General features: G+C 64.6%; 25 protein-coding genes, 1 tRNA gene and 1 other RNA gene. 16 read left to right on the plus strand and 11 right to left on the minus strand.

The features are described 5' to 3' along the window. Positions 1-63 precede the first annotated feature (63 nt). The 3 genes from ACGYLI_RS01780 to ACGYLI_RS01790 form a co-directional block, all read right to left on the minus strand. Positions 64-753 (minus strand): VIT family protein, encoded by a 690-nt coding sequence (locus ACGYLI_RS01780; protein WP_067267575.1) that lies wholly within the window; start codon positions 751-753, stop codon positions 64-66. Positions 754-769: 16 nt separating this feature from the next. Continuing rightward, complete coding sequence (locus tag ACGYLI_RS01785; RefSeq protein WP_394416640.1) at positions 770-928, minus strand: hypothetical protein; 159 nt, start codon at positions 926-928, stop codon at positions 770-772. Positions 929-1,000: 72 nt separating this feature from the next. After that, on the minus strand, positions 1,001-1,693 hold the full coding sequence (locus ACGYLI_RS01790; protein WP_394416642.1) for a metal-dependent hydrolase: 693 nt from the start codon (positions 1,691-1,693) through the stop codon (positions 1,001-1,003). A gap of 304 nt (positions 1,694-1,997) precedes the next feature. Here ACGYLI_RS01790 and gatC point away from each other — a divergent pair, with 304 nt between their 5' ends. From gatC to rpmG, 6 genes are all read left to right on the plus strand, one after another. Then, complete coding sequence (gene gatC, locus ACGYLI_RS01795; RefSeq protein ID WP_209219074.1) at positions 1,998-2,285, plus strand: Asp-tRNA(Asn)/Glu-tRNA(Gln) amidotransferase subunit GatC; 288 nt, start codon at positions 1,998-2,000, stop codon at positions 2,283-2,285. Next, entirely contained in the window at positions 2,285-3,772 is a 1,488-nt protein-coding gene (gatA, locus tag ACGYLI_RS01800; protein ID WP_394416644.1) for an Asp-tRNA(Asn)/Glu-tRNA(Gln) amidotransferase subunit GatA, read from the plus strand. Before gatC ends, gatA begins: the two co-directional genes overlap by 1 nt. 37 nt (positions 3,773-3,809) lie before the next feature. Beyond that, positions 3,810-4,574, plus strand: a complete 765-nt coding sequence (locus tag ACGYLI_RS01805; RefSeq protein ID WP_271687965.1) for a hypothetical protein — start codon at positions 3,810-3,812, stop codon at positions 4,572-4,574. Between the two features lie 3 nt (positions 4,575-4,577). Further along, positions 4,578-5,267 carry an N-acetylmuramoyl-L-alanine amidase gene (locus ACGYLI_RS01810; protein WP_394416646.1) on the plus strand — a complete coding sequence of 230 codons (690 nt, stop codon included), beginning with the start codon at positions 4,578-4,580 and terminating at the stop codon, positions 5,265-5,267. 11 nt (positions 5,268-5,278) lie between these two features. Beyond that, positions 5,279-5,759, plus strand: an RNA gene (gene rnpB, locus ACGYLI_RS01815) — RNase P RNA component class A. Between the two features lie 159 nt (positions 5,760-5,918). After that, positions 5,919-6,086 (plus strand): 50S ribosomal protein L33, encoded by a 168-nt coding sequence (gene rpmG / locus ACGYLI_RS01820; RefSeq protein ID WP_007119221.1) that lies wholly within the window; start codon positions 5,919-5,921, stop codon positions 6,084-6,086. A 196-nt stretch (positions 6,087-6,282) separates the two neighbouring features. On the opposite strand, the gene ACGYLI_RS01825 is transcribed toward rpmG, so the two are convergent. Beyond that, positions 6,283-6,738 (minus strand): nucleoside deaminase, encoded by a 456-nt coding sequence (locus ACGYLI_RS01825; protein WP_067267564.1) that lies wholly within the window; start codon positions 6,736-6,738, stop codon positions 6,283-6,285. 62 nt (positions 6,739-6,800) lie between these two features. On the opposite strand from ACGYLI_RS01825, the gene ACGYLI_RS01830 reads away from it, so the two are divergent. The 9 genes from ACGYLI_RS01830 to dtd all read left to right on the plus strand — a co-directional run bounded on the left by ACGYLI_RS01830 (position 6,801) and on the right by dtd (position 14,838). Next, entirely contained in the window at positions 6,801-7,895 is a 1,095-nt protein-coding gene (locus ACGYLI_RS01830) for a pseudouridine synthase (protein ID WP_394416648.1), read from the plus strand. 128 nt (positions 7,896-8,023) lie between these two features. Beyond that, positions 8,024-8,239, plus strand: coding sequence for a hypothetical protein (locus ACGYLI_RS01835; protein ID WP_067267561.1), 216 nt, complete (start codon positions 8,024-8,026; stop codon positions 8,237-8,239). Between the two features lie 3 nt (positions 8,240-8,242). Then, positions 8,243-9,157 (plus strand): 5-bromo-4-chloroindolyl phosphate hydrolysis family protein, encoded by a 915-nt coding sequence (locus tag ACGYLI_RS01840; RefSeq protein WP_394416650.1) that lies wholly within the window; start codon positions 8,243-8,245, stop codon positions 9,155-9,157. After that, the gene (locus ACGYLI_RS01845; RefSeq protein ID WP_394416652.1) at positions 9,157-10,353 is read left to right on the plus strand and encodes a toxic anion resistance protein; all 1,197 of its coding nucleotides are present in this window, start codon (positions 9,157-9,159) and stop codon (positions 10,351-10,353) included. Before ACGYLI_RS01840 ends, ACGYLI_RS01845 begins: the two co-directional genes overlap by 1 nt. A 22-nt stretch (positions 10,354-10,375) precedes the next feature. Beyond that, positions 10,376-11,338 (plus strand): DUF2927 domain-containing protein, encoded by a 963-nt coding sequence (locus tag ACGYLI_RS01850; protein ID WP_394416654.1) that lies wholly within the window; start codon positions 10,376-10,378, stop codon positions 11,336-11,338. 35 nt (positions 11,339-11,373) lie between these two features. Then, a complete protein-coding gene (locus tag ACGYLI_RS01855; protein WP_394416656.1) occupies positions 11,374-12,495 on the plus strand; it encodes an SPFH domain-containing protein in 1,122 nt (373 codons plus the stop codon). A 108-nt stretch (positions 12,496-12,603) separates the two neighbouring features. Continuing rightward, the gene (locus tag ACGYLI_RS01860; protein ID WP_394402176.1) at positions 12,604-13,716 is read left to right on the plus strand and encodes a primosomal protein N' (replication factor Y) - superfamily II helicase; all 1,113 of its coding nucleotides are present in this window, start codon (positions 12,604-12,606) and stop codon (positions 13,714-13,716) included. Then, on the plus strand, positions 13,713-14,390 hold the full coding sequence (locus ACGYLI_RS01865) for a nitroreductase (RefSeq protein WP_394416658.1): 678 nt from the start codon (positions 13,713-13,715) through the stop codon (positions 14,388-14,390). The genes ACGYLI_RS01860 and ACGYLI_RS01865 overlap by 4 nt, the downstream gene beginning before the upstream one ends. A gap of 1 nt (position 14,391) precedes the next feature. Beyond that, positions 14,392-14,838 (plus strand): D-aminoacyl-tRNA deacylase, encoded by a 447-nt coding sequence (gene dtd, locus ACGYLI_RS01870; RefSeq protein ID WP_394416660.1) that lies wholly within the window; start codon positions 14,392-14,394, stop codon positions 14,836-14,838. Between the two features lie 191 nt (positions 14,839-15,029). Here the strand turns inward: dtd and ACGYLI_RS01875 are convergent, their stop codons facing one another. From ACGYLI_RS01875 to ACGYLI_RS01895, 5 genes are all read right to left on the minus strand, one after another. Beyond that, entirely contained in the window at positions 15,030-15,290 is a 261-nt protein-coding gene (locus tag ACGYLI_RS01875) for a hypothetical protein (protein WP_394416662.1), read from the minus strand. Beyond that, a complete protein-coding gene (locus ACGYLI_RS01880) occupies positions 15,280-15,522 on the minus strand; it encodes a DUF1127 domain-containing protein (protein ID WP_394416664.1) in 243 nt (80 codons plus the stop codon). Before ACGYLI_RS01880 ends, ACGYLI_RS01875 begins: the two co-directional genes overlap by 11 nt. A gap of 260 nt (positions 15,523-15,782) precedes the next feature. Further along, on the minus strand, positions 15,783-17,663 hold the full coding sequence (locus ACGYLI_RS01885; protein ID WP_271687984.1) for an acyl-CoA synthetase: 1,881 nt from the start codon (positions 17,661-17,663) through the stop codon (positions 15,783-15,785). A gap of 148 nt (positions 17,664-17,811) precedes the next feature. Then, entirely contained in the window at positions 17,812-19,623 is a 1,812-nt protein-coding gene (locus tag ACGYLI_RS01890; protein ID WP_394416666.1) for an ABC transporter transmembrane domain-containing protein, read from the minus strand. A 154-nt stretch (positions 19,624-19,777) separates the two neighbouring features. Continuing rightward, positions 19,778-19,851: transfer RNA gene (locus ACGYLI_RS01895), tRNA-Gly, on the minus strand. Positions 19,852-20,019: 168 nt separating this feature from the next. On the opposite strand from ACGYLI_RS01895, the gene ACGYLI_RS01900 reads away from it, so the two are divergent. Further along, on the plus strand, positions 20,020-20,961 hold the full coding sequence (locus tag ACGYLI_RS01900) for a YihY/virulence factor BrkB family protein (protein WP_394416668.1): 942 nt from the start codon (positions 20,020-20,022) through the stop codon (positions 20,959-20,961). Here ACGYLI_RS01900 and ACGYLI_RS01905 read toward each other — a convergent pair. Both ACGYLI_RS01905 and ACGYLI_RS01910 read right to left on the minus strand, forming a co-directional pair. Next, a complete protein-coding gene (locus tag ACGYLI_RS01905; protein ID WP_394416670.1) occupies positions 20,952-21,533 on the minus strand; it encodes a hypothetical protein in 582 nt (193 codons plus the stop codon). The genes ACGYLI_RS01900 and ACGYLI_RS01905 overlap by 10 nt on opposite strands. Next, positions 21,530-23,770 (minus strand): molybdopterin cofactor-binding domain-containing protein, encoded by a 2,241-nt coding sequence (locus ACGYLI_RS01910; RefSeq protein ID WP_394416672.1) that lies wholly within the window; start codon positions 23,768-23,770, stop codon positions 21,530-21,532. Before ACGYLI_RS01910 ends, ACGYLI_RS01905 begins: the two co-directional genes overlap by 4 nt. Position 23,771: the final 1 nt, after the last annotated feature.

Consider the following 23,771-nt stretch of genomic DNA (forward strand, 5'->3'; position numbering starts at 1 on the left):
TGCGAAAGGCCGGCTCCGAAAGGGGCCGGCCTTTTTCTTTGGCACCGTCTTAGGCCAAGCCGCTTATCCAATCGCGCCGAACAGATGCCCGACCCCGGCCGTGACGGCCATCGCCAGACCGCCCCAAACCACGACGCGCCCGATGGCGGGCCGCTTTGGCGCACCGCCCAGTTGCGCGCCGCCCGCGCCGAGCAGTATCAGCGCTAGCAACGCCACCAAGGCAATGGTCACGCCGCGCAGCCCCGCAGGCGCCAGAACCGCCGCAAACAGCGGCAGCCCGCCCCCCAAGGCAAAGGCCAATGCCGAAGCGCCCGCTGCCTGTAGCGGATCGGCCTGACCGGCGAGGCCGAACATGCCCAACTCTTCGCGCGCATGGGCGCCGAGGGCGTCATGGTCCGTCATCTGGGTGGCGACCTCTAGGGCGAGGTCGCTTTGCACGCCCCGGTTCTCCAGCCCTTCGGCAAGTTCGCTCAGTTCATAGTCCGGGTCTTCGATCAGGGCGACGCGCTCGCGCTCCAGATCGGCCTTCTCCACATCCGCCTGCGCCGAGACCGAGACATATTCCCCCGCCGCCATCGACAGCGCCCCGGCGGTTAGCCCCGCAAGCCCCGTCAGCAGGACATTGCCCTGCGTCATGCCCGCCGCGCTCACCCCGACCAGCAGGCTGGCCGAGGAGACGATACCATCATTGGCCCCCAGAACGGCGGCGCGCAGCCAGTTGCTGCGGTTGATGAAGTGGCCTTCTTTGGGCATCTGACCCGCCTTGCGTCTACTGCGGCTGATACACCGACAGATGCGCCGGGAAGATGACCGGCCTGTCACCGCCCACCCCGGTAAAGCCGACACTGCCGGTGGGTTCGGCCCGGCTCAACGGGGCGCAGGCCCCCAGTGTCAGCAGCAAGATCACGGCAGTCGATTTGGCAAACATAGCATTCCCCGGCAATTCCTTCAGGTATCCCCCGTTCCGCCCCGCCGCGCAAGGCGTCGGGGCGGAGGAGGATCAGACGGTGATCGGCTGCATCACCTGCGGCTCAACCACATCGACGCCCGGAAGCCCGTCGATCAGCGTCTGCGCCGATTGCTCCAACGCGTCGAAGGTGCGGTAGTGGCAGGGGATGACCGTCTTGAAATCGAAATAGCGTCTGGCGGCATAGGCGGCCTGCGCCATGTCCATCGTGAAATGCCCGCCCGCCGAGAGAATGCCGATATCGGGTTTGTGATAGTCGCCCATCCAATCCATATCCGCCATGATCGCCGTATCGCCGGAATGATAGATCGTATGCCCCTCACCCGAGATCATGAAGCCGGTCTCCATTCCGGTGTAGATCGGCCCGTTTTCGCCTTCCACCGATGAGGAATGCGAGGCCGGGACCATGGTGATCGCCACCGCGCCTGCGCGGATCGTCCCGCCTTTGTTGAAGCCAGTGGTCTGCTGCACACCTTTGCTGTCCAGCCAACTCATCAGCTCGACCATCCCCGCCACCGGGGCGTTGGTGCGGCTGGCGATGTCGGCGATGTCTGCCGTGTGGTCGAAATGGCCGTGGGTAACGAGGATCTGCGTGGCGCCTTTGATTGCATCGGCATGGTGCGCGTCGTCCAGCATGGGGTTTTCTTTGAGCCAAGGGTCGATCAGCAGCACTTGGTCTTCGATCTCGATGCGGAATGAGCCATGGCCGAGCCAGATGATGTTCATGGGGGTCCTCCTGATTGCGGTGGGTCTAACATCAGATTTGACCCTATGCTGCGCGGAATCAAGTAACACCCGAACATGCCACCCTAGCCCGGAATCAAGGGCGCATGCCCGACGGGCTGGCGCTTCTGCAACACCGACGCCATCCCGACATTACCGAATACCGCCGCGGCCATGAATTGCCCAACTGCCTCGGAGCAAGCACCATCCCCCGGTCTGGCGCCGCCCGGCTCCGTTCCGAACCTCTCAAACCCTTGCGAGGCCCGCCCCCAAACGGTAGAGGAGCCTCAAAGAGATGGAGATGTTCATGTCGATCGACGAAAACACCGCCGCACGCGTGGCGAAACTGGCCCGGATCAAGGTTGAACCCGACGCGCTGCCGGCGCTGGCGGAAGAGTTCAACACCATCCTCGGCTTTATCGAACAGCTGTCCGAAGTGGATGTCGACGGCGTCGAGCCGATGACCTCCGTGACCCCGCAGCGCCTGAAACGGCGCGAGGACGTGGTCACCGATGGCGACCAGCAGGACCGCGTGCTGGCCAATGCCCCCGATGCCCGTGAAGGGTTCTTTGCCGTGCCGAAGGTGGTGGAATAATGACCGATCTGAACAAATTGAGCCTGGCCGAGGCCCGCGACGCGCTGCGCAAGGGTGAGACCACGTCGAAAGACCTGACCGAGGCCTGCCTCAAAGCCATCGACGGCGCAGGCGCGCTGAACGCCTTTGTTCACCGCACGCCCGAAATCGCGATGGAACAGGCCGCCGCTGCCGACGCCCGCATCAAACAGGGCGACGCGCCCGCCATGTGCGGCCTGCCCATCGGCATTAAGGACCTCTTCTGCACCAAAGGCGTGCCGAGCCAAGCGGGCAGCCGCATCCTCGAAGGCTTCCTGCCCGAATATGAGAGCACTGTCAGCCAGAAGCTGAAAGACAGCGGCGCGGTGATGCTGGGCAAGCTCAACATGGACGAGTTCGCCATGGGCTCGTCGAACGAAACGTCCGTCTACGGCAACGCGGTGAACCCGTGGCGTCGCGAAGGTGACACGGCAGAACTGACACCCGGCGGCTCCTCGGGCGGCTCTGCTGCCGCCGTGGCAGCCGACCTCTGCCTTGCGGCCACCGGCACCGACACCGGCGGCTCGATCCGGCAGCCTGCGGCTTTCACCGGCACCGTGGGCATCAAGCCGACCTATGGCCGCTGCTCCCGCTGGGGCATCGTCGCCTTCGCCTCCTCGCTCGACCAAGCCGGGCCGATGACCAAAACCGTGCGCGACGCGGCGATCATGCTGGAGGCCATGTGTGGCCATGATGCCAAGGACAGCACCAGCGCCGATCTGGCCGTGCCGGACTTTGAAGCGGCGCTGACCGGCGACATCCGCGGCAAGAAGATCGGCATCCCCCGCGAATACCGCATGGACGGCATGCCTGCCGAGATCGAGAAGCTGTGGGCCGACGGCATCGCCATGATGAAGGACGCGGGCGCCGAGATCGTCGACATCTCGCTGCCGCACACGAAATATGCCCTGCCCGCCTATTATGTCATCGCGCCTGCCGAGGCATCCTCGAACCTCGCGCGCTATGACGGGGTGCGCTTTGGCCACCGCGCTAAGCTCGACCACGGCGACGGCATCACCGAGATGTACGAAAAGACACGCGCCGAGGGCTTCGGCCATGAGGTTCAGCGCCGCGTGATGGTCGGCACCTATGTGCTCTCCGCCGGTTTCTACGACGCCTATTACAACCGCGCCCGCAAGGTCCGCACGCTGATCAAGAAGGACTTCGAAGACGTCTTCGCCCAAGGCATCGACAGCATCCTGACCCCGGCGACGCCTTCGGCGGCCTTTGGTCTGGGCGAGATGAAGGACGCCGATCCGGTGGCGATGTATCTCAACGACGTCTTCACCGTGACGGTGAACCTCGCCGGTCTTCCCGGTGTCGCGCTGCCGACGGGCCAAAGCGCGACGGGTCTGCCGCTGGGTCTGCAACTGATCGGGCGCCCGTGGGAAGAGGCAGACCTGCTGTCCTCCGCCTATGCGCTGGAGAAGGCCGCCGGTTTTGTGGCCAAGCCCGAGAAATGGTGGTAAGCCGCAGAGCGGTGAACAAGAGGCGAGAGCGGGTCAGATGATCACACGGACACTTCTAGCGATGACGGCAGGCGGTCTTTTGGCAGCCTGCCAACCGGCGATCCCCGATTCCGGGAACATCAACACCGGGCGCGGTGTCGGCTTTGGTGACGGTAGTTTCGAGGCCGAGCAGCGCGCGCGCGATGCCGCGCTGGCGGGCGACGGCAGCTACATGCCCGCCGCCTCAGAGGTGACCGCCCAGCCTTTGGATGACGGCTCTCCCGAAGCGACGGCGGCGGAAACCGCCCGCGTTCTCGCCGCCACCCGTCCGGGTGGGGCCAGCAACGGTCTGGGCAATGATGCGGCCACCAACTCGGGCGTGGCCCCGGTGAACGCCAGCCCGTCGAACCCGCCCCCCGCCGCGGTCAACGCCGTGGGCATCTCGAACGAGAACAACTTTGACGCCGTGTCGGGCCAGCGCAGCATTCAAGACGACGCCGCCCGCGTGGCCGCGAACCGCGCGCAATATGAGGTCGTCCAACCCGAGGCCCTGCCCGAGCGCCGCAATGTCGGCCCGAATATCGTCGCCTACGCGCTGCAAACCAATCAGTCGGTCGGTCAGCAGATTTATAGCCGCATCGGTTTCAACAAGGCCCGCAAGTTCGAACGCGCCTGCGCGCAATACGGCCACGCCGACCAAGCGCAGATCGCCTTCCTTGAGGCCGGTGGCCCCGAGAAAGACCGCCTTGGCATGGACCCCGATGGCGATGGTTTCGCCTGCGACTGGGACCCCACCCCCTTCCGCCGGGCTGCACAGGGCTGACAGATGCCTGCCGCGCCTGATGTGACGGCGCATCCCTCGCCCAATTGCGGCCCGCGGCGCGGTGGGCTGCGCCCCCGGCTGATCGTCTTGCACTACACCGCCATGACCAGCGCCCAAGCGGCGCTGGAGCGCCTCTGTGACCCCTCTGCCGAAGTCTCGGCCCATTACCTGATTTCAGGCCGCGGAGAGGTCATTCGGATGGTCGAGGAAGACCAACGCGCGTGGCATGCAGGCGCGGGCGAATGGGCGGGGTTGGAGGACATCAACTCACGCTCCATCGGGATCGAGTTGGACAACCGCGGCGATCACCCGTTTTCCGAGCCACAGATGCGGGCGCTCGAAACCCTCCTGCCCGGCATCATGGCCCGCCACGGCATCCCGCCCGAAGGGGTGATCGGCCATTCCTGCATGGCGCCGGGCCGCAAGATCGACCCCGGCCCCCGATTCGATTGGGCCCGGATCGCAGAGCGCGGGCTGGCACTTCCTGCGGGCGATGGCCCTCTTTCTGACAGCGTAACCACAGAAACCTTCCGCGCCGCCGCGCAGGCCACAGGCTTCACCGCGCCTTGCGACGATGACACGCTGCTAAACGCCGTGCGGATGCGTTTCAGGCCATGGGCGCGCGGCCCTCTCACCCCCGCCGACCTTGCCGCTCTGCCCGCCCCCATTGACGCGCCGCGCGGCGGCGTCTAGGGCGGGGCTGCGCGGAAGGCTGGATGGCCGCTGCGTCGACTCGCGTCGCATGACCGACATCCGCTCTCGTCACACGCATGTGTGACATCCGCGGCGTCGCTTTTGCGGGGCAAAGCGACGTAGAGGAAAGTCCGGACTCCAAGAAGGAACGGTGCCGGGTAACGCCCGGGCGGGGCAACCCGACGGAAAGCGCCACAGAAATGAAACCGCCCCTACGGTCCGGCTTGCCGGAACAGCCGAGGGGGTAAGGGTGAAACGGTGGGGTAAGAGCCCACCGCGGGGCTGGCAACAGTCCCGGCATGGCAAGCCCCACCGGGAGCAATGCCAAATAGGGACCGCGCGCCGATGACCTTCGGGTTAAAGGCGGGGCTCTTCTGCCCCAGCAGGTCCGGGTTGGCAGCTATAGCCGCATCGGCAACGGTGCGGTCAGAGGAATGGTCATCGCCTGTTTTCGGACAGGTACAAAATCCGGCTTATAGGCCTTCCGCGCATATTTCTGCTCTTTCGAGGCTGAAAGGCAGGTTTTTCGACGAAACCGGCGTCTTTCGGCACCGGGCGGGCAAATAGCGGTTGACTCGGGCGCGGGTCTGACTAGAACCCGAAATTCAGAATTCACGCAGGCCTGCGCGGCGCTGCAGCAGGAGAAGACACATGGCGAAGCCAACCACGATCAAGATCCGCCTGAACTCGTCCGCGGGCACAGGCCATTTCTACGTGACCAAGAAAAACGCACGCACCATGACCGAAAAGATGGTCATCAAAAAGTACGACCCCGTTGCGCGCAAGCACGTCGAATACAAAGAAGGCAAGATCAAGTAAGATCGCCTGACTTTTGAGTTTCAAAAGGCCACGCGGTTTCGCGTGGCCTTTTGCGTTGTGCAGGGCCAGCGGGTGCTTCAGCACCGGGGGCGCATAGCGCGCCCGCCCTGGAGGCGGGTCGGGCCCGATCCGGACGCGGGGCGTCCGAATAATCGTTGAGACGCCTGAATGCCATCCCCGGTCAGGCGCTGCCCGGCTAGCGGTCTCTCTTCTCGCGGAAAAACCTCACGAGCATCTCTTCCGCCTCTCCCGCCGCGATCCCGTCGAAGACCTCTGGCACATGGTGACATTGGGGATGCGAGAACACCCGCGCGCCCTGCGCCACGCCGCCTGATTTGGGGTCCGCCGCACCGTAATAGAGCCGCTCCACCCGGGCGGCGGCGATGGCACCGGCGCACATGGCGCAGGGCTCCAGCGTGACGTAAAGCGCGTGACCGATCAGCCGTTCCGAGCCGACGGCGGCGCAGGCGGCGCGCAGGGCCAGCATCTCGGCATGGGCAGTTGGGTCATTGCGGGCGCGGGTCTCATTGCCTGCGGCGGAAACGATCTGCCCTTTCGGAGAGACGACGACTGCCCCCACCGGCACTTCGCCGCGCGCGGCGGCGGCGCGGGCCTCGGCCAAGGCCTGTCCCATATACGAGCGAAACTCCATCCCGTCACATGGCCGCAAACGCCACCCTTTCGCAAGCCCGTGAAACAGGGTAAGCGCAGTGCATGAACGCAAAAACGCCCCCTTCCGGCTCCGGCCCGCAAAACCCCCACACCGATGCAAGTGCAGGCACCCCCACCGGCGACCGCATCGCCAAGGTGCTGTCGCGCGCGGGCATCGCCTCGCGCCGCGAGGCCGAGCGCATGATCGAAGCGGGCCGCGTGCGCGTGAACGGGGAGCAGATCACCTCGCCCGCGCTGAACGTCACGCCAGAGGATAAGATCACCGTCGACAACACCCCCGTCGGCGCGCCCGAGCCGCCGCGCATGTGGCTGTATCACAAGCCTGCCGGACTGGTGACCACCGCCCGCGATGAAAAGGGCCGCGAGACGATCTTTGACGCCCTGCCCGAGGATATGCCCCGCGTGATGACCGTGGGTCGGCTCGACCTCAACTCCGAAGGGCTCTTGCTGCTGACCAATGACGGCGGGGTGAAGCGCAAGCTGGAACTGCCCAGCACCGGATGGCTGCGCCGCTACCGCGCGCGGGTGAATGGCCGCCCCACCGATGAGATACTGGAGCCGCTGCGCAAAGGCATCACCGTGGAAGGCGAGAACTTTCAGCCGATGGACGTGACGCTCGACCGCCAACAGGGGGCCAACGCCTGGCTGACCGTCGGCCTGCGCGAAGGCCGCAACCGCGAGATTCGCCGCGCGATGGAGGCCGTGGGCCTGACCGTGAACCGGCTGATCCGCATCTCCTACGGCCCGTTCCAACTGGGCGAATTGAAGATCGGCGAGGTGGAAGAGCTGCGCCGCAAGGTCGTGCGCGATCAACTGGGGCTCGAGTTGGAAGACCCCAGCGGCACCGCCACCAAGAAACCCACCGGTCTGCGCCGCCCGCCGCGCCGCAAGCCCGGCGGTTTCGGCGGCGCGGGCCAACCGGGCCTGCCCGTGCAACGGGGCGAAGACGACGAACCGCCGCCCCGCCGTGGGGGCGGCAAGGCAAAGAACGCACCGCGTGGCAAGGCCGCGATGGGCAAGACGGTTGGCAAAGCAGGCGGCAAGGCAAGCGGCAAACCGGGGGCGCGCCCGACAGGGCGACCGAATGGCAAACCGGGGCCAAAACCCACAGGCCGGGGGCCAAAACCCCGCCGCTGACCGGCCCTGCCCCGAGCTGCCCCTGCGCGTTTCCGGAACGCGGCCGACCTGCGTGCGTTGAATAGAGAACAGCAGGCAAGATCAGCGCGAAACCGCTGTCAGAAAAGGGCAATATGGCGCGAATAGTGATGTTTTTGGTGGCCTTGGCCGCGCTCGTGGTTATCATCCTCGGCGCAGCCTCGCTCGTGGGGCGCGCGGCTGACAGTGCCGGTACGGCGCTGCGCCCGATCTGGGGCAGCAAAAGGGGAAACATGATGGCGCCAACTACCTTTCAGAAAATCGCCTTTGGCGCGTTGCTGGTGCTGCTGCTCGGGCTCACCAGCGGTTTCCTCGGGGGGCTTTGATCCATGGCGCAGCGCTTTGGCGGCAAATATAGCCCCGACACCGATGCCGCTCCCGGCCGCACTTCGCGCAAGACGCAGCGCCTGCGGGTCGATCCAGCGGGCGGGCGTGTAAACCTGATGTTCCTGCCCCCGGTCCTGCTCGCAGCAACCTCGCTCATCGGCGGGGCGGGCACGCTGGTTCTTGGCCTCGGCGGCGCGTTCTTGCTGGCGTCAGGCGTCTGGCTTCTGCGCGACGGCCTGCTGGCCGAGGCCGAATACAACGAACGCAAAGTCGCCCGCCGCCCCGTCTTGCCGCGCAAAATTCTGGCCGCCCTCTTGGCCGGTGCAGGCGCTGCCCTCGCCGCCTACGCCAATGAGCCGAGCCTTACCGCAGCCCTGCTCTATGGTATCGCCGCCACGGCACTGCACCTCGCCGCCTTCGGCATTGATCCGTTACAGAACAAGGGCATGGAAGGCATCGACACTTTCCAGCAAGACCGCGTCGCCCGCGTGGTGGATGAGGCCGAAAAACTGCTGTCGGGCATGAGCCAAGCGATTCAGCGCGCGGGCGACCGCCGCGCCGAAGCGCGGCTGGCCGAGTTTCAGGAAACCGCCCGCCATTTGATCCGCACGGTCGAAGAAGACCCCCGCGACCTGACCGCCGCGCGCAAATACCTTGTCGTCTATCTACGCGGCGCGCATGATGCGACGGTGAAATTCGCCGACCTCTATGCCCGCAACCAAGACACCCAAGCACGCGATGACTACCTCGCCTTGCTGGACGATCTGGATCAGAACTTTGCCGCGCGCACGGCCAAATCGCTGCTGGACGACCGCAGCGATCTGAACGTGGAAATCGACGTGCTGCGGGCGCGCCTCTCTCGTGAGGGGGTCCGACTGGAGCAACCCACCCCTGCAAATACTAAGGAAGATCAGTGATGACCGATGCCCTCCGTGAGAAAGCTGCCCAATCGCAAGGGTTGGTGGAAGAAGTGAACGCAACTGTCTTGCCCGAACCGGCGGATGCCAATGCCATCGTGCCGCTGAACAAAGCCGATCCCGAACAGAGCGCGGAAATCCAAAAGCGCATGGCCGAGATCGACGTGACCGATACCCAGTCCATCGTCAGCTTCGGCTCTGCCGCGCAGGCCGAGTTGCAAGAGATCAGCCAATCCATGCTGGCCGATGTGCGCAACAAAGATGTCGGCCCCGCGGGCGACAGCCTGCGCACCATGGTCAGCGCGATCCGCGGCTTCTCGGTCTCGGAATTGGACGTGCGGCGCAAGCAAAGCTGGTGGGAGAAACTGCTGGGCCGCGCCACGCCCTTTGCCAAGTTCACCGCCCGTTTCGAAGAGGTGCAGGGCCAGATCGACCGGATCACCGACAACCTGCTGGCGCATGAGCATACGCTGTTGAAAGACATCAAATCGCTCGACCTGCTTTATGAAAAGACGCTGCAATTCTACGACGAACTGGCGCTTTATATCTCTGCCGGTGAAGCCAAGATCGAAGAGTTGGATCACAAGACCATCCCCGCCAAACAGACCGCGCTGGATAAGGCGGGCGAGGACGATCAGGTGATGCGCGCGCAGGAGCTGCGCGATCTGCGTGCCGCCCGCGATGATCTGGAGCGTCGGGTGCATGACCTGAAACTGACGCGGCAGGTCACCATGCAATCGCTGCCCTCGATCCGTCTGGTGCAGGAGAATGACAAGAGCCTTGTGACCAAGATCAACTCGACCTTGGTCAACACCGTGCCTCTGTGGGAGACGCAATTGGCGCAGGCCGTCACCATCCAGCGCAGCGGCGAGGCGGCAAATGCGGTGCGCGAGGCCAATGACCTCACCAATGAATTGCTCACCTCCAACGCGAAGAACCTGCGCGACAGCAACAAGGTGATCCGTCAGGAGATGGAGCGCGGCGTCTTCGACATCGAGGCGGTGAAACAGGCCAATGAAGACCTGATCGGCACCATCGAGGAATCCCTGCAAATCGCGGATGAGGGCAAGGCGAAACGCGCCAATGCCGAGAAAGAGTTGCAGGAGATGGAAGGCCGCCTGCGCGACACGCTCGCCGCCGCCAAGGCCCGCGAAACGGGGTTGGGCGATACCACCGGCAACGCGGTGCCAAGCTAAGACCGACGTGAGGGAACAGGCCATGCAAGGACGTCTGCGCAGAAATCTGCGCGCCGCAGGGGCGCTGGCGCTGAGCACGCTGCTCTTGGCCTGCGCCGAACCTGCGCCCGTCTTGCAAAAGGTCGCCAAACCGCAGGCCCGCCCTGCCGCCGCCACCCCTTCCCCGGCGGCGGTGGCGAAACCGACCTCGCAGAAAAGCGCCATGCTGCGCAGCTATCTGCATCAGGTCGAAAAGGCGCAGTTGGGCCAAGATCTACTGCGCCAAGACGGGGGCGGTGTGGACACACCCTTCACCAGCGAAATGCTGGCGCGCAATTTCGAGCAGATCGCGCTATATAACGAATATGACGGCAATTTCTCAGGCCAAGGCGGCGCCAGCCCGCTGCGCCGTTGGGATGCGCCGGTGCGGATGCAAATCATCTTTGGCGACAGCGTACCGCCCTCGCAGCGCCGATCCGACACCGCCAAGATCAGTGCCTTCGCCCGCCGTTTGGCGCGGGTGACCGGGCATTCGGTCTCAATCGGCGACAGGCCGAATTTCATGGTGGTCGTGGCCTCGGAAGATGACCGCGTCGATGCGCTGGCCCAAGCGGCGGAAGAGGTCGCGGGCGTCAGCAAATCCTCGCTCCGGGCCATGCGCAACATGCGCCGCGACACCTATTGCGCCGTGGCCGCCTATGCCGCGGGCGACAACCCCAATGTCTATACCGCCGCCGTGGCCGTGATCCGTTCGGAAAACCCCGAATTGCTGCGGCTTTCCTGCATTCACGAGGAATTGGCGCAGGGCTTGGGCCTTGCCAATGACAGCCCCGCCGCGCGACCGTCGATTTTCAATGACGACGACGAATTCGCCCTGCTTACCAAACATGACGAACTTCTGCTCAAGATGCTCTACGACCGGCGCCTGCGCCCCGGCATGACGGCAGAGCAGGTCAACCCGATCACCCGGATCATCGCGCGCGAGTTGACGGACGGCCCGGTGTAACGCAGCATTACGACGAAAGAATAAGGACCATCCCCATGGGCATTTTCGATTTCCTCTCTGGCCAGTTCATCGACGTCATCCATTGGACCGACGACACCCGCGACACGATGGTTTGGCGGTTCGAGCGTGAGGGCCATGAGATCAAATACGGCGCCAAGCTGACTGTGCGTGAGGGGCAAGCGGCGGTTTTCGTGCATGAGGGGCAGTTGGCGGATGTCTTCACCCCCGGTCTCTATATGCTTGAGACCAACAACATGCCGATCATGACGACCCTGCAGCACTGGGATCACGGCTTTCGCAGCCCGTTCAAGTCTGAGATCTATTTCGTCAATACGACCCGCTTCAACGACCTGAAATGGGGCACCAAAAACCCGATCATCGCCCGCGACCCTGAGTTTGGCCCCGTGCGCCTGCGTGCCTATGGCACCTATTCCGTGCGGGTAAGCGACCCCGCGAAATTCCTCACCGAGATTGTCGGCACCGATGGTGAGTTCACCATGGACGAAATCTCGTTCCAGATCCGCAACATTATCGTTCAGGCTTTCTCGCGCACGCTCGCCTCCTCCGGCATCCCGGTGCTCGACATGGCCGCCAATACGCGCGAGTTGGGGCAGTTGGTGGGCAAGGATATCGCCGCCCAGATCGCAGAATACGGGCTGGCGATGCCCGAGCTTTACATCGAGAATATCTCTCTCCCGCCCGCGGTCGAAGCGGTGATGGACAAGCGCACGTCCATGGGCGTGGTCGGGAACCTTAATGAATACATGCAGTTCCAAGCGGCTGAGGCGCTTGGCCGCGACGGTGCGGGCGGGGCCGCGATGCAAACGGGCCTCGGCGCGGGGCTGGGGATGAGCATGGCCCAAGCCGCCACCGCGCAGGCTGGCCCTTGGGGCGCGCGCCCTGCCCCCACCGCCGCCGCACCGGTGCCGCCACCCCCGCCGCCGGTCGAAAAGGTCTGGCATATCGCCAAGGACGGCGCGACCTCTGGCCCGTTTTCCAAAGCCGCGATGGGCCGCAAGGCGAGCGAGGGTAGTCTTACCCGCGATTCTCTGGTCTGGACGCCGGGCCAAGATGGCTGGCAGCGGGCCGAAGACGTGGCAGAACTGGCGCAGCTTTTCACCGTGATGCCCCCGCCACCGCCGCCGCCCCCGGCCTGATCCGCAGGCGCGTGGGCAAAAGACCTTCGCGCGTCCCGCCCGTGGCCCCTCAGGTCCACGGGCCACCCCCATCCGCTCCGCCGCGATTGACCTTGCAAAGCACCCCTTATGTCCGCCACCGATCTGCCCCCCGCCGCCCCGCTTGAAGAGCACCGTTTCCCCTGTGACACCTGCGGGTCGGACATGCGCTTTGACCCGGCGCAGGCGCTGCTGATCTGCGATCACTGCGGCAATGTGGAGCCGATCGACGGCAGCGGGCGCCACGCCCATGCCATCGCCGAACAGGATTTTCGCGCCGGATTGCAGGCCGCCCTGCCCGCCGCCGAGATGGAAGAGACCCGCGTTACCACCTGCCCCAATTGCGCAGCGCAGGTGGAGTTCGAGCCCGGCAAACATGCCGCCGAATGCCCCTTCTGCGCGACGCCCGTGGTGATCGACACCGGCACCAACCGCCATATCAAACCCCGCGCCGTGCTGCCCTTCGCCCTGCCCGAAGAACGCGCCCGCGATGCGATGAAAGACTGGCTGGGCAGCCTCTGGTTCGCGCCCAACGGCCTGCAACAATATGCCCGCAAGGGCCGCCGCATGCAGGGCATCTATGTGCCCTTCTGGACCTATGACGCGCAAACGGCCTCAAGCTATCGCGGGGAGCGGGGCACGGTCTATTACGTCACGCGCACGGTTATGCGCAACGGCAAGCGGGTAAAGCAGCAGGTGCCGAAAGTCCGCTGGCGGGCGGCGTCAGGGCGGGTTGCACGCTTCTTTGACGATGTGCTGGTGCTGGCCTCGCGGTCGCTGCCCAAGAAACACACCGACGCGCTGCACCCTTGGGACCTCTCGGCGCTGGAGCCCTATGCGCCCGAATATCTCGCCGGTTTCCGGGCCGAGGCTTACGGCATTACGCTGGAGGAAGGCTTTGTTCAGGCCCGCGCCCATATGGACCGGGTGATCGAGCGGGACGTGAAATTCGACATCGGCGGCGACCGCCAGCGCGTGCATGACATCAACACGCAGGTCAGCGATGTGACCTTTAAACATATTCTGCTGCCGGTCTGGCTTGCCGCCTATAAATACCGCGGCAAGACCTATCGTTTCGTGGTCAACGGCCATTCGGGCAAGGTGCAGGGCGAACGCCCCTACTCCGCGGTCAAAATCACCTTCGCCGTGGTGCTGGGGCTTATCGCAGCCGCCATCGTCGGTTATTTCATGGCACAGCAATGACCCAGGCCTACGACCAATTCACCGCCCTTTTGCAAGCGCGCTATTCCTGCCGCGCCTTTCGGCCCGATCCCGTCCCCAAAGAGAGCATCACCCAGATCGTCGGCGCCGCGCGCCATGTGCCCTCGTGGTGCAATGCGCAGCCATGGCAGGTGACCATCACGCGCGGCGCGGGCACCGATGCCTTTCGCGCAGCCCTCCTTGAAGCCGCCAGCGCCAATACCCCGGTCGCGCCAGACCTGCCATGGCCCACGGGTTACTCCGGGGCCTATGCCGAACGCCGCCGCACCTGTGGCTTCCAGCTTTACGACGCGGTGGGCATCGCCAAATCCGACCGCGCCGCGCGTCAGGCGCAGATGCTGCGCAACTACGCGCTTTTCGACGCGCCGCATGTGGCCATCGTGACCGCCCCGGCCGAGCTTGGCCCCTATGGCGCGATGGACTGCGGCGGCTTCGTCACCGCCTTCACCCTCGCCGCGACGGCGCTTGGCGTGGCCAGCATCCCGCAGGCCGCCATCGCCGCCTATGCGCCCTTGGTGCGCGAGGTGTTGGCGTTGCCCGAGGATCGGCTGGTGCTCTGCGCGATCTCCTTCGGTTATGCCGATGAGACGCATCCCGCGAACGCCTTTCGCACCGAGCGGGCCGCCCCTTCTGACATCATTGATTGGAAAGACTGACATGCGCGCATTGCTGCAACGGGTGACCGAGGCTTCGGTCACGGTCGAGGGCGAGGTTATCGGCGAGATCGGCTCCGGCCTCCTGATCCTCGTCTGCGCCATGCCCGAAGACACCGAAGAGACCGCCGAGAAACTGGCCCTAAAGATCTCCAAACTGCGGCTGTTCAAGGACGATGGCGGCAAGATGAACCTGAGCCTAGCCCAAACCGGTGGCGGCGCCTTGGTGGTGAGCCAGTTCACCCTCGCCGCCGATACTTCGCGCGGCAACCGTCCCGGCTTTTCCGGCGCGGCGAAGCCTGACATGGCCAAGGCGCTCTACACCCATTTCGCCCGCAGCCTCGCTGGCCTCCATATCCCCGTGCAGACGGGACGGTTCGGCGCGGACATGTCCGTGGCGCTGGTCAATGATGGGCCGGTGACCCTCTGGCTCGACAGTGCAGCGGCTTGATATCGTCGTGGAAAGCATGGGCCGGCAAGCTTGGGAGGAGGTAAGCTTGCCGGCCGGTATAACGGGTCCGGGAGGAGGAGGACCGTTAATATGCGGTGTCAGATCAACCCGGGAAGGAGCGGGGTCCGGCACCTGACAATGCAGCGCGTAAGGCGCGACATTGATGGCTGAGGGTCTATAAGCGCAGTGGCTTAGAGACCGTCGTATTCTTCGGTCACCAGCGCTTGGGCGTGCTGGGGAATTTGGTTGCGGTCGATGCCCGCACGCTCAAGCTGCGCGTCGCTCATGCTGTTGAGGACGGCCCGCATGCGCGAGATCTGCATCTGGGTGACGCCACGCGCCAGCAGGTTGCCGACCTTGCCCGCAGCGGTGCCGAGCGCACCGAGAACCGGAGCGGACGCATCACGCAGGGAGAAACCGTGGGGGGCGGATAGGGTGTTGTCATACTTCATAGGTCTGTTCCTTTGAAAGTTCTTCCGACGCCACACGCCGGATCTCGCACCGTGCGATGCCGATATCGGACAGTTCGCGATCGCTCAGTACGTTGAGTTCTGTGAAAGTTCGGTTGTAAGCTGCGCGCCGGGCTTTGATCTGGGCCACGCGACGGCGCATGCCGTCAACGCTGTGATGAAGCCCATCGAGCGCGGAGCTCAGGGTAGTGCCACGTGAGATTGCCGTCGTCATAAGCGCAACTCCTTTCAGAATGCTGCAAGTGCATTATCAATGCTGCAATGCAGAAGTAGTACGCTCTGACCCTATTTTGAACCCGCAGAATTTGCATAGGCGCTATGCCCGAAACGAAAGGCCGGGGGCTAACTACAGGTAAACAGCCTAAAATTTTTGCGCCGATACACAGGAAATGTGCATCGGCGCAACGCAGCGGGGCTGCAATCAGGGGATTTGGGGACGGGCGGCGGCGTGCCGCCCTTTCTTGTGTGAGTCGATTAGCTCACCGGTTCCCAAGGGCGTGTGTAGACGCTGAGCACCTTTGACACCTCGTCATGGGTCGCGTCGTTCATCGTGACCTGCGCCACCAAGCCGCGTTTCTTGTCGTCCACCACCTCGGTTACCCGGGCGGCACAGCCCGCCTTTTCAAGGCTGCCGTTATAGACCCGCGTGATCGCGTCCTTGCGCAAATCGGGTTTGAAGATCTTGCCAACAGCCGTCTTGGGCAGCTCGTCCATGATCTTGAGGTGCTTGGGCTGGGCTGCGCGTTCGGCGACATGTTCCCGCGCATAGGCCAGCAGTTCCTCTTCGGTGACATTGGCCCCCTCGACGAGTTCGACAAAGGCGCAGGGCACCTCGCCCGCGTGGGGGTCGGGCTGGCCGATGGCACCCGCAAAGGCGACAGCCTCATGGCCCAGCAGCGCCTCTTCGATCTCGGCAGGGTCAATATTATGACCGCCGCGAATGATCAGGTCTTTGGCGCGGCCCGTGATCCAGATATAGCCATCGCTGTCGATCCGGCCCAGATCGCCGGTGCGCAGGTATTTGCCGTGGTAGAAGAGGTCTTTGTTCTTGTCCTCCTCGACATAGGTATGGCCCGAGAAGACGCCGGGGTTCGACACGCAGATCTCGCCAATCTCATCCGTCTCCGCGTCGATCGGCCCATCCACAGTGCCCTTGATGATCCGCACGTCTGAATAGGGGAAGGCGATACCGATGGAGCCAACCTTCTTGATGCCGTCCGTCGGGTTGCAAGAGACAAGGCAGGTCGCCTCGGTCAAGCCGTAGCCTTCGACCAGCGTGACGCCCGTGGCCTTCTCAAACCGGCGGAAGAGTTCAAGCGGCAGCGGGGCGGAGCCGGAGAAGGCGGTTTTCACCGTGCTGACATCCGCATCAATCGGGCGCTGCATTTTGGCCGAGATCGCCGTCGGCACGGTGATGATAAAGGTGATCTTCCACCGCTCGACCAGCTTCCAGAAGTTATCGAACACCCCATCCCCGCGATAGCCCTGCGGCGTCGGGAAGACCACATGCGCGCCTGACGACACGGCGGCCATCAGGATCACATGGCAGGCAAAGACGTGGAACAGCGGCAGCGGACACATGATATTGTCCTGCTCGCTGAACAACAGCCGATGCCCCAGCCAGCCGTTGTAAATGAGGCCCGAATACTTGTGCTGCGCCACCTTTGGCATCCCGGTCGTGCCGCCAGTGTGGAAATAGCAGGCAACGCGATCTTCTTGCACATCCTCGAAGTTGAGCGAGGTGTTCTGCTTGGCGATCTCCGCGTTGAAGTTGAGGTATTTAGCTTGGTTGTTCACCATCCCCTTGGGCCGCACCAGCGGGACGATCCAGCTTTTCGGCGGGGTGAGATAGCGCACCAGATCGACCTCGAGCACCGTGTGTACCTTGGGCGCAAGCCGCACCGCTTCGGCGGTCTTTTGGGCCACATCCGTTTTCGGGAAAGGCCGCAGGGTGACGACGACCGAGGCGCCCACTTCGCGCAGGATGGCACCGATCTGTTCGGCGTCGAGCAGCGGGTTGATCGGGTTCACGATCCCGGCCACGGCACCGCCCAACAGGGTGATCGTCGTCTCGTTACAGTTGGGCAGCACATAGGCCACCACGTCCTTCTCACCCACGCCGAGGCTGCGGAACAGGTTCGCCGCCTGCGTCACGCGGCCATGCAACTCTTTCCAAGACAGCGTTTCGGCCTTGTCCTTGGGGCCCGAGAAAATCTGATAGCTGACGGCATTGTGGTTGGGGAATTTCGCGGCCGTATTGCTTAGCATTCCGTAAAGCGTCTTGGCCACGTCGCGGTCTTCCCACGGCATTTCCGCCGCGATGGCATTGCGGTCTTCGATCCCGGCGAATGTCATGGTGTCTCCTCCCCTGTGCCGGTGTTCCGGCTTATTCTCCTCGCGCCAGATTGCGGCGAAACGCGCCGTTTCGCAAGCAATCGGCGGCAACAAACGCAACGTCACACTAGGGTGACGTAACGCCGGGGTTGCACTGTTCAAGGGCGGCTCAGGCCGCGGCGGCGGCCCCATCGGTGAACTGAAGCCGCGCTAGGCGCGCATAAAGCCCGTCACTGGCGACCAATTCGTCATGGGTGCCGATGGCCGCGATGCGCCCGGCCTCCATCACCACAATCCGGTCGGCCTTTTTCACGGTCGCCAGACGGTGCGCCACGATCAGCGTCGTGCGATCCGCGCTGAGCCGGTCGACGGCGGCCTGCACCAGCCCCTCGCTCTCGGAATCCAGCGCCGAGGTCGCCTCGTCCAACAGCAGCACCGGCGCGTCGCGCAGGATGGCCCGGGCGATGGCGATGCGTTGTTTCTGCCCGCCCGACAGCATCACGCCGCGTTCACCCAGATAACTGTCATAGCCATCGGGCAGCGCGGTGATGAAGTCATGCGCGGCGGCGGCGCGGGCGGCTTCCTCGACCTCGGCGTCACTGGCATCGGGGCGTCCGAACCGGATGTTCTCAGCAGCCGTGGCGGCAAAGATCACCGGGTCTTGCGGCACTAGCGCCACCGAACGGCGGAAGTGGTCTCGCGCCACATCGCGCAGGTCGACCCCATCCAAGGTGATCCGCCCCGACTGCGGGTCATAAAAGCGCAGGATCATCTGGATGATCGTCGTTTTCCCCGCGCCCGAGGGGCCGACAAAGGCCACCGTCTCGCCGGGGTTGATCTCAAGGTCGACACCATCAAGCGCCGCGACATCCGGGCGCGCGGGATAGGTGAACTGCACGTTCTCAAAGGCGATCCGGCCCGCGACAGGCTGCGGCAGGCTGCTCTGGCTTGCGGGCGCCGGGTCTTGCACCGTGTCCTCGCTTTGCAACAGGTCGATCAACCGTTCCGTGGCGCCCGCGGCGCGCTGCAACTCGCCCCAGATCTCTGACAGGGCGGCGACCGCGCCCGCGACCATGACCGCATAGATCACGAATTGCACCAGCGCGCCCGCGCTCATCACCTCCGCCCGCACGTCTCGCGCGCCGATCCACAGCACGCCCACCACGCCCGCGAAGACCAAAAAGATCACGATCATCGTCATCACGGCGCGGGTCTTGATCCGGCGCTGCGCGGCATCGAAAGAGGCTTCGGTCATCTGCGCGAATTGGCCCCGGCTTGCGGCCTCATGGGTAAAGGCCTGCACCGTTTGCACCGCGCCCAGCGTCTCAGAAGCGTTGCCCGAACTCGCCGCGATCCAGTCTTGGTTCTCGCGGCTGAGCACCCGAAGGCGGCGGCCCAGCGTCAGGATGGGGATCACCACGGCGGGCACGATCAGCAGCACCAGCCCGGTCAATTTGGCCGAGGTCAGCAGCATCAGCCCCAAGCCGCCCACGAAGATAAGCAGGTTGCGCAGCGCTATTGAAACCGAGGAGCCGATCACCGAGAGGATCAGCGTGGTGTCGGTGGTGATCCGGCTGAGCACTTCGCCGGTCATGATGCGTTCATAAAAGGCGGGGCTCATGCCCACGACACGGTCAAACACCGCGCGCCGGATATCGGCCACCACCCGTTCGCCCAAACGCGTCACCAGTGCATAGCGCAGCCCGGTGCCAAGGGCGAGCAGCCCCGCGATCAACAGTGCGGCGATGAAATAGAGGTCGAGCAATTCGCTCTCCCCCGTGCCGAAATTGTCGATCACCCGCCGCACGGCCAAGGGCAAGGTGAGCGAGATCATCGCGGTCAGCACCAGCGCCGCCCCGGCGGCGGCCATCAACCAGCGATAGGGCGCCATGAAGGGCATCAGCGCCGCCAAAGCCCCGATCCGCCGCGACTTTTCGCGTTCGTCTTTGGCGCTTGGTGCGGGGGCTGGGGTGCGTGCCATGGGCTTTCCTTTGTCTTTCCACATCGGTCATGGCGCGGGGGCTGGGCGGGGTCAAGCAAGACCGCCTCGATAAGGACAATCTGCCGCCCCCGACAGACAGCGGCGGGCGCATCTATCCCGCGCGGCGGCGGTCACGAAAGCTTCGGGGAAAGAGTGGAGCGGGCGACGGGAATCGAACCCGTATCATCAGCTTGGAAGGCTGAGGTCTTACCATTACACAACGCCCGCGCTACGGCTCCTCTCCTATTTTATCGCTCCCTGAGCGTCAAGTGGAGCGATGCCCCTTTGGCAAGATCAATCACATGAGCCTGCTCTCGCCTGTGGCCCGTGATGAAGGTGGCAGCCCGGCCCAAGGGGCACTAGCTTAGCCTCACGGGATGAAAACGAGGCATTGGAATGGACGCCAGACCGGCCCAAGACCAAAAGCGCGAGGTCGTCATGACCCACGGTGTTCTCAGCGAGGACCCCGAGGATCTGTTTCACGGCACCGGGTTGCGGGTGGTGCGGGCCGTCCTGCACGAAGCGGTGCTGCGGCTGTGGAGCGATGATGCTTTCGGCATGGCCGGAAACGTGGCCTTTCGCGCGCTGCTGGCGATCTTTCCATTTCTGATCTTTACCAGTTCGCTTACCGCCTTTGTCGGCGACCGGTCGATGGCCGACGACCTGATCCATTTCCTGATCGCCATTGTCCCCCCTGCCCTGATCGAGCCGATCGTGTCGGAGGTGGAAAAGGTCATGACCGTGCCGCGCGGCGATCTGCTGAGCGTGGGTATCCTGCTGACCGTCTGGTTCGCCGTGGGCGGGGTCGATGGGGTGCGCGTGGGGTTAAACCGCGCCTATGGGCTGCGCGAGACGCGGTCGGTCTTCACGATCTACGCGGTGCAGGTGGCCATGGTGCTGCTGGCGAGCCTGATCCTCGTGATCGTAGGGTACCTTTTGGTGCTGGCCCCGCGGGCCGGGTCTTGGCTGCATATGCTGATGCCGGGCTTCGATCCGCGCTCGGTCACCGTGGGGCTTGTCCGTTTTCCGGCCTCGGCCACGATCTTGCTGGTCGCGCTTTTCGCGGCCCATGTGATCCTGCCCGCACGCCGCACCAAGTTTAACAATATCTGGCCCGGCGTGGTGGCCACCGCCGTCGCTTGGACGGTGCTGGCGGTGCTGTTTTCATCCTACCTGCGCAGCTTTGGCACCTATGCCAGCTATTACGCGGGCATGGCGGGGATCATCGCGGCGCTTTACTTCATGTATCTCGCGGCACTGGTGCTGATCTTTGGCGGAGAGTTGAACCGCGCATTGCGCATCCGCAGATTGGCCCGCGCGATGAGCGATCAGCCCTGATCCCCCGCGCAGGGCGTGCCCGCAGCGCCCCAGACCGTCACGTCATGCACCAGCGCATCGAGCGTCCCTTCGGGCACTGATCGCCCCGCGCCGGGGGCGAAACCCCAGTTGACGAAGGCCGAATTTTGCAGGTGATCGACCAATGAGGCGATGTCATGCCCGTCATTGGTCTCAGGGTCGCGCAACTGGGTGCAGACCTCTGCCGAGGTCTTGCCGAGCCACGCCAATTCCACCGGCGGCAGCCGCCATGCATCGTCGATATGCGGCGGGGCGTGGGGCACGGTGTTCGCAGCGGCAGAGGTGACGTGGCAGGCGTCGCAAGGGATGCTCTCGGCCCCAATCCGGCTCTCGCCCGCGCGCACATTCATGCCGTGCTCCGCCTCCGGCCCATAGCCCAAGCCCTGCCACATCGGCTCCCCCTCTTCGCCGACATGGCAATTGGTGCAACGCGGATGCGCGGTGACGGTAAAAATCCGATCCCAAGCGGCCAGCCCTTCGGCGCGATCAGGCGCCTCCTGCGCAAAGGCGGGGGCGGCCAGCATCAGCGCGGCACAGGCAAGCAGGTATTTCATGCGAAATCCACGGATTTGGAGAGGGGGAGTTCACGGATACGTTGGCCCGTGGCGGCAAAGATCGCATTGGCCAGCGCGGGCGCGGCAGGTGGCACGCCCGGCTCACCGATCCCGCGCAGCTTGCCGCCATTCTCCAATCCACGCACCTCGATCTTGGGGGTTTGATACAGGCGCAGCCCTTCGTAGAGGTGATAGTTATCCTGCTGCGGCACCCCATCGCGATAGGTAAGCTCGCAGTTCATCGCATGGCCCAAGCCCCAGATCACCGCGCCGGAGAGTTGCGCCTCGAAGTTCACCGGGTCCATCACGCGGCCCACTTCGGCGGCGACGAAAACGCGGTCGATCTTGAGGCCCGCGTCGGTCTGGCTAACCTCGACCACCTCCGCCACCGGCACACCAAAGGACAGGCAAAAGGCCAGCCCCCGTCCCCGCCCCGGGCCGAGGTCCGCACCCCAATCCGACATTTCGCCCACAGCCTCCAACACCTTGCGCGACGGCGCATGGGTGCAAAGGCGCAACCGTTCCTCCAAAGGGTCGACACCCGCCGCATGGCACATCTCATCCATGAAGCTTTCGTGCAGGAAGCCGTTACCCGATGCCCCGACCGACCGCCAAGAGCTGACCGGCACCATCGCCGGCACCCGGTGGCCGGTCACGCGATAATCGGCGATCGCAAAGGGCTGATCCCACGCGCCCGCCACGATGGCGATATCAGGTCCGAAGACAGGTTGGTTCAACCGCGCCATCTGCGATTCCGCTGTCGAAGGTGCCGCGATGGCCAGATCATAGGCCGCGATCTGCCCCTCCGAAACCTTGCCCCGCGCCCGCGCCATGGCCAGCGGGCGGGGGAAGTCATGGGTGAAATCCTCCTCGCGCGACCAGACCATCTTGATCGGCGTGCCGGGCATCTGCATCGCCACTTCGACGGCGCGCAGGGTATAGTCATCCTCAAGCCGCCGCCCGAAACTGCCGCCCGACATCAGCACATGGATATGCACATTCTCAGCGTCGATCCCGGTCAGCGCGGCGACATTGGCCTGCATGAAACGCGGGATCTGCGTGCCGGTCCAAATATCGACGCGGGCCTTCTCCAGCTTCACCACCACGCTCATCGGCTCCAGCGGGGCATGGGCCAGATAGGGGATGCGGTACTCGGCCTCCAACACCTCCCCATCGGCCAGTGCTGCGGTGACATCGCCGTCATCGCGAAACCGGCTGTCCTGCCGGTCATCGGTGAAGGAGGCCGCCACGGCTTTGAATTGATCCGCCGTGTCGCCGATATAGGGCGACGGGCCCCAATCACATTTCACCGCCTGCGCGGCCTGAAAGGCCCGCCAGGTGTTGTCGGCCACCACCGCGACACCGCCGGTGATGGGCAAGACCGCCTTCACGCCGCGCATCTTTTCGGCGCGGCCCGCGTCAAAGCCCATGATCGCCCCGCCCTGCGCCGGGTTGGTGCGGGTCGTGGCGTGAAGCATCTCCTCCATCATCATATCGATGCCATAGGTCTGGGTGCCAGTGGATTTGGCCATGATATCGGTGCGCATCTGCGCCTTGCCAAGGTGCCGCCACGCGCCGGGGTCGCGCAGTGTGACCTCGGTCACCGGGGCGATCTCCGCCGCGGCGGCGGCGAGGTCTTGATAGGCCAGCCGCATGCCGTCGGGCAGCACAACCGCGCCCGCCTCGGTCTTGAGTTGGCTCCGCTCCAGCCCCGTCTGCGCCACGGCGGCGGCCAACAGGGTTTCGCGGGCCACGGCCCCGGCCATGCGCAGCCGGTCGTACATATCCGGCACGGTCGAACTGCCGCCGGTCAATTGCAGGCCAAGCAGCTTTCCCGCCACATCCGAGGCGCCGCGCCCGGTCCGCGCCAGCAGCGTTTCCGAGGTCGCGGCGATCGGCATCGCCTCAACCCCGACCACGCCGTTGTAATAGACCGGCGAGGGCGGCCCGGGCGTGATCTGCACCGTATCGAGGTCGACATCCAATTCCTCGGCAATCATATGGGCTTGGATCGAATAGGCCCCCTGCCCCACATCGGCGCGCGGGGTGATCAGGGTGACGCCGCTTGCATCAATCTTGACATAGGGCGTGATCGCCGCCGCACCGGGTGGCAGCCCCTCAAGCAGCGGGTTCTTCAGGTCACGTTTGTAAAGATAGGTGCCAAAGGCCACGCCCCCGGCAATGGCGACGGAGCCGACGATAAAGCTCCGGCGGGTGATGGTGCGCAGGCGCGACATG

Source organism: Sulfitobacter sp. 1A13421 (assembly GCF_043557285.1).
In the GTDB taxonomy this organism is placed as follows: Bacteria; Pseudomonadota; Alphaproteobacteria; order Rhodobacterales; family Rhodobacteraceae; genus Sulfitobacter; species Sulfitobacter faviae.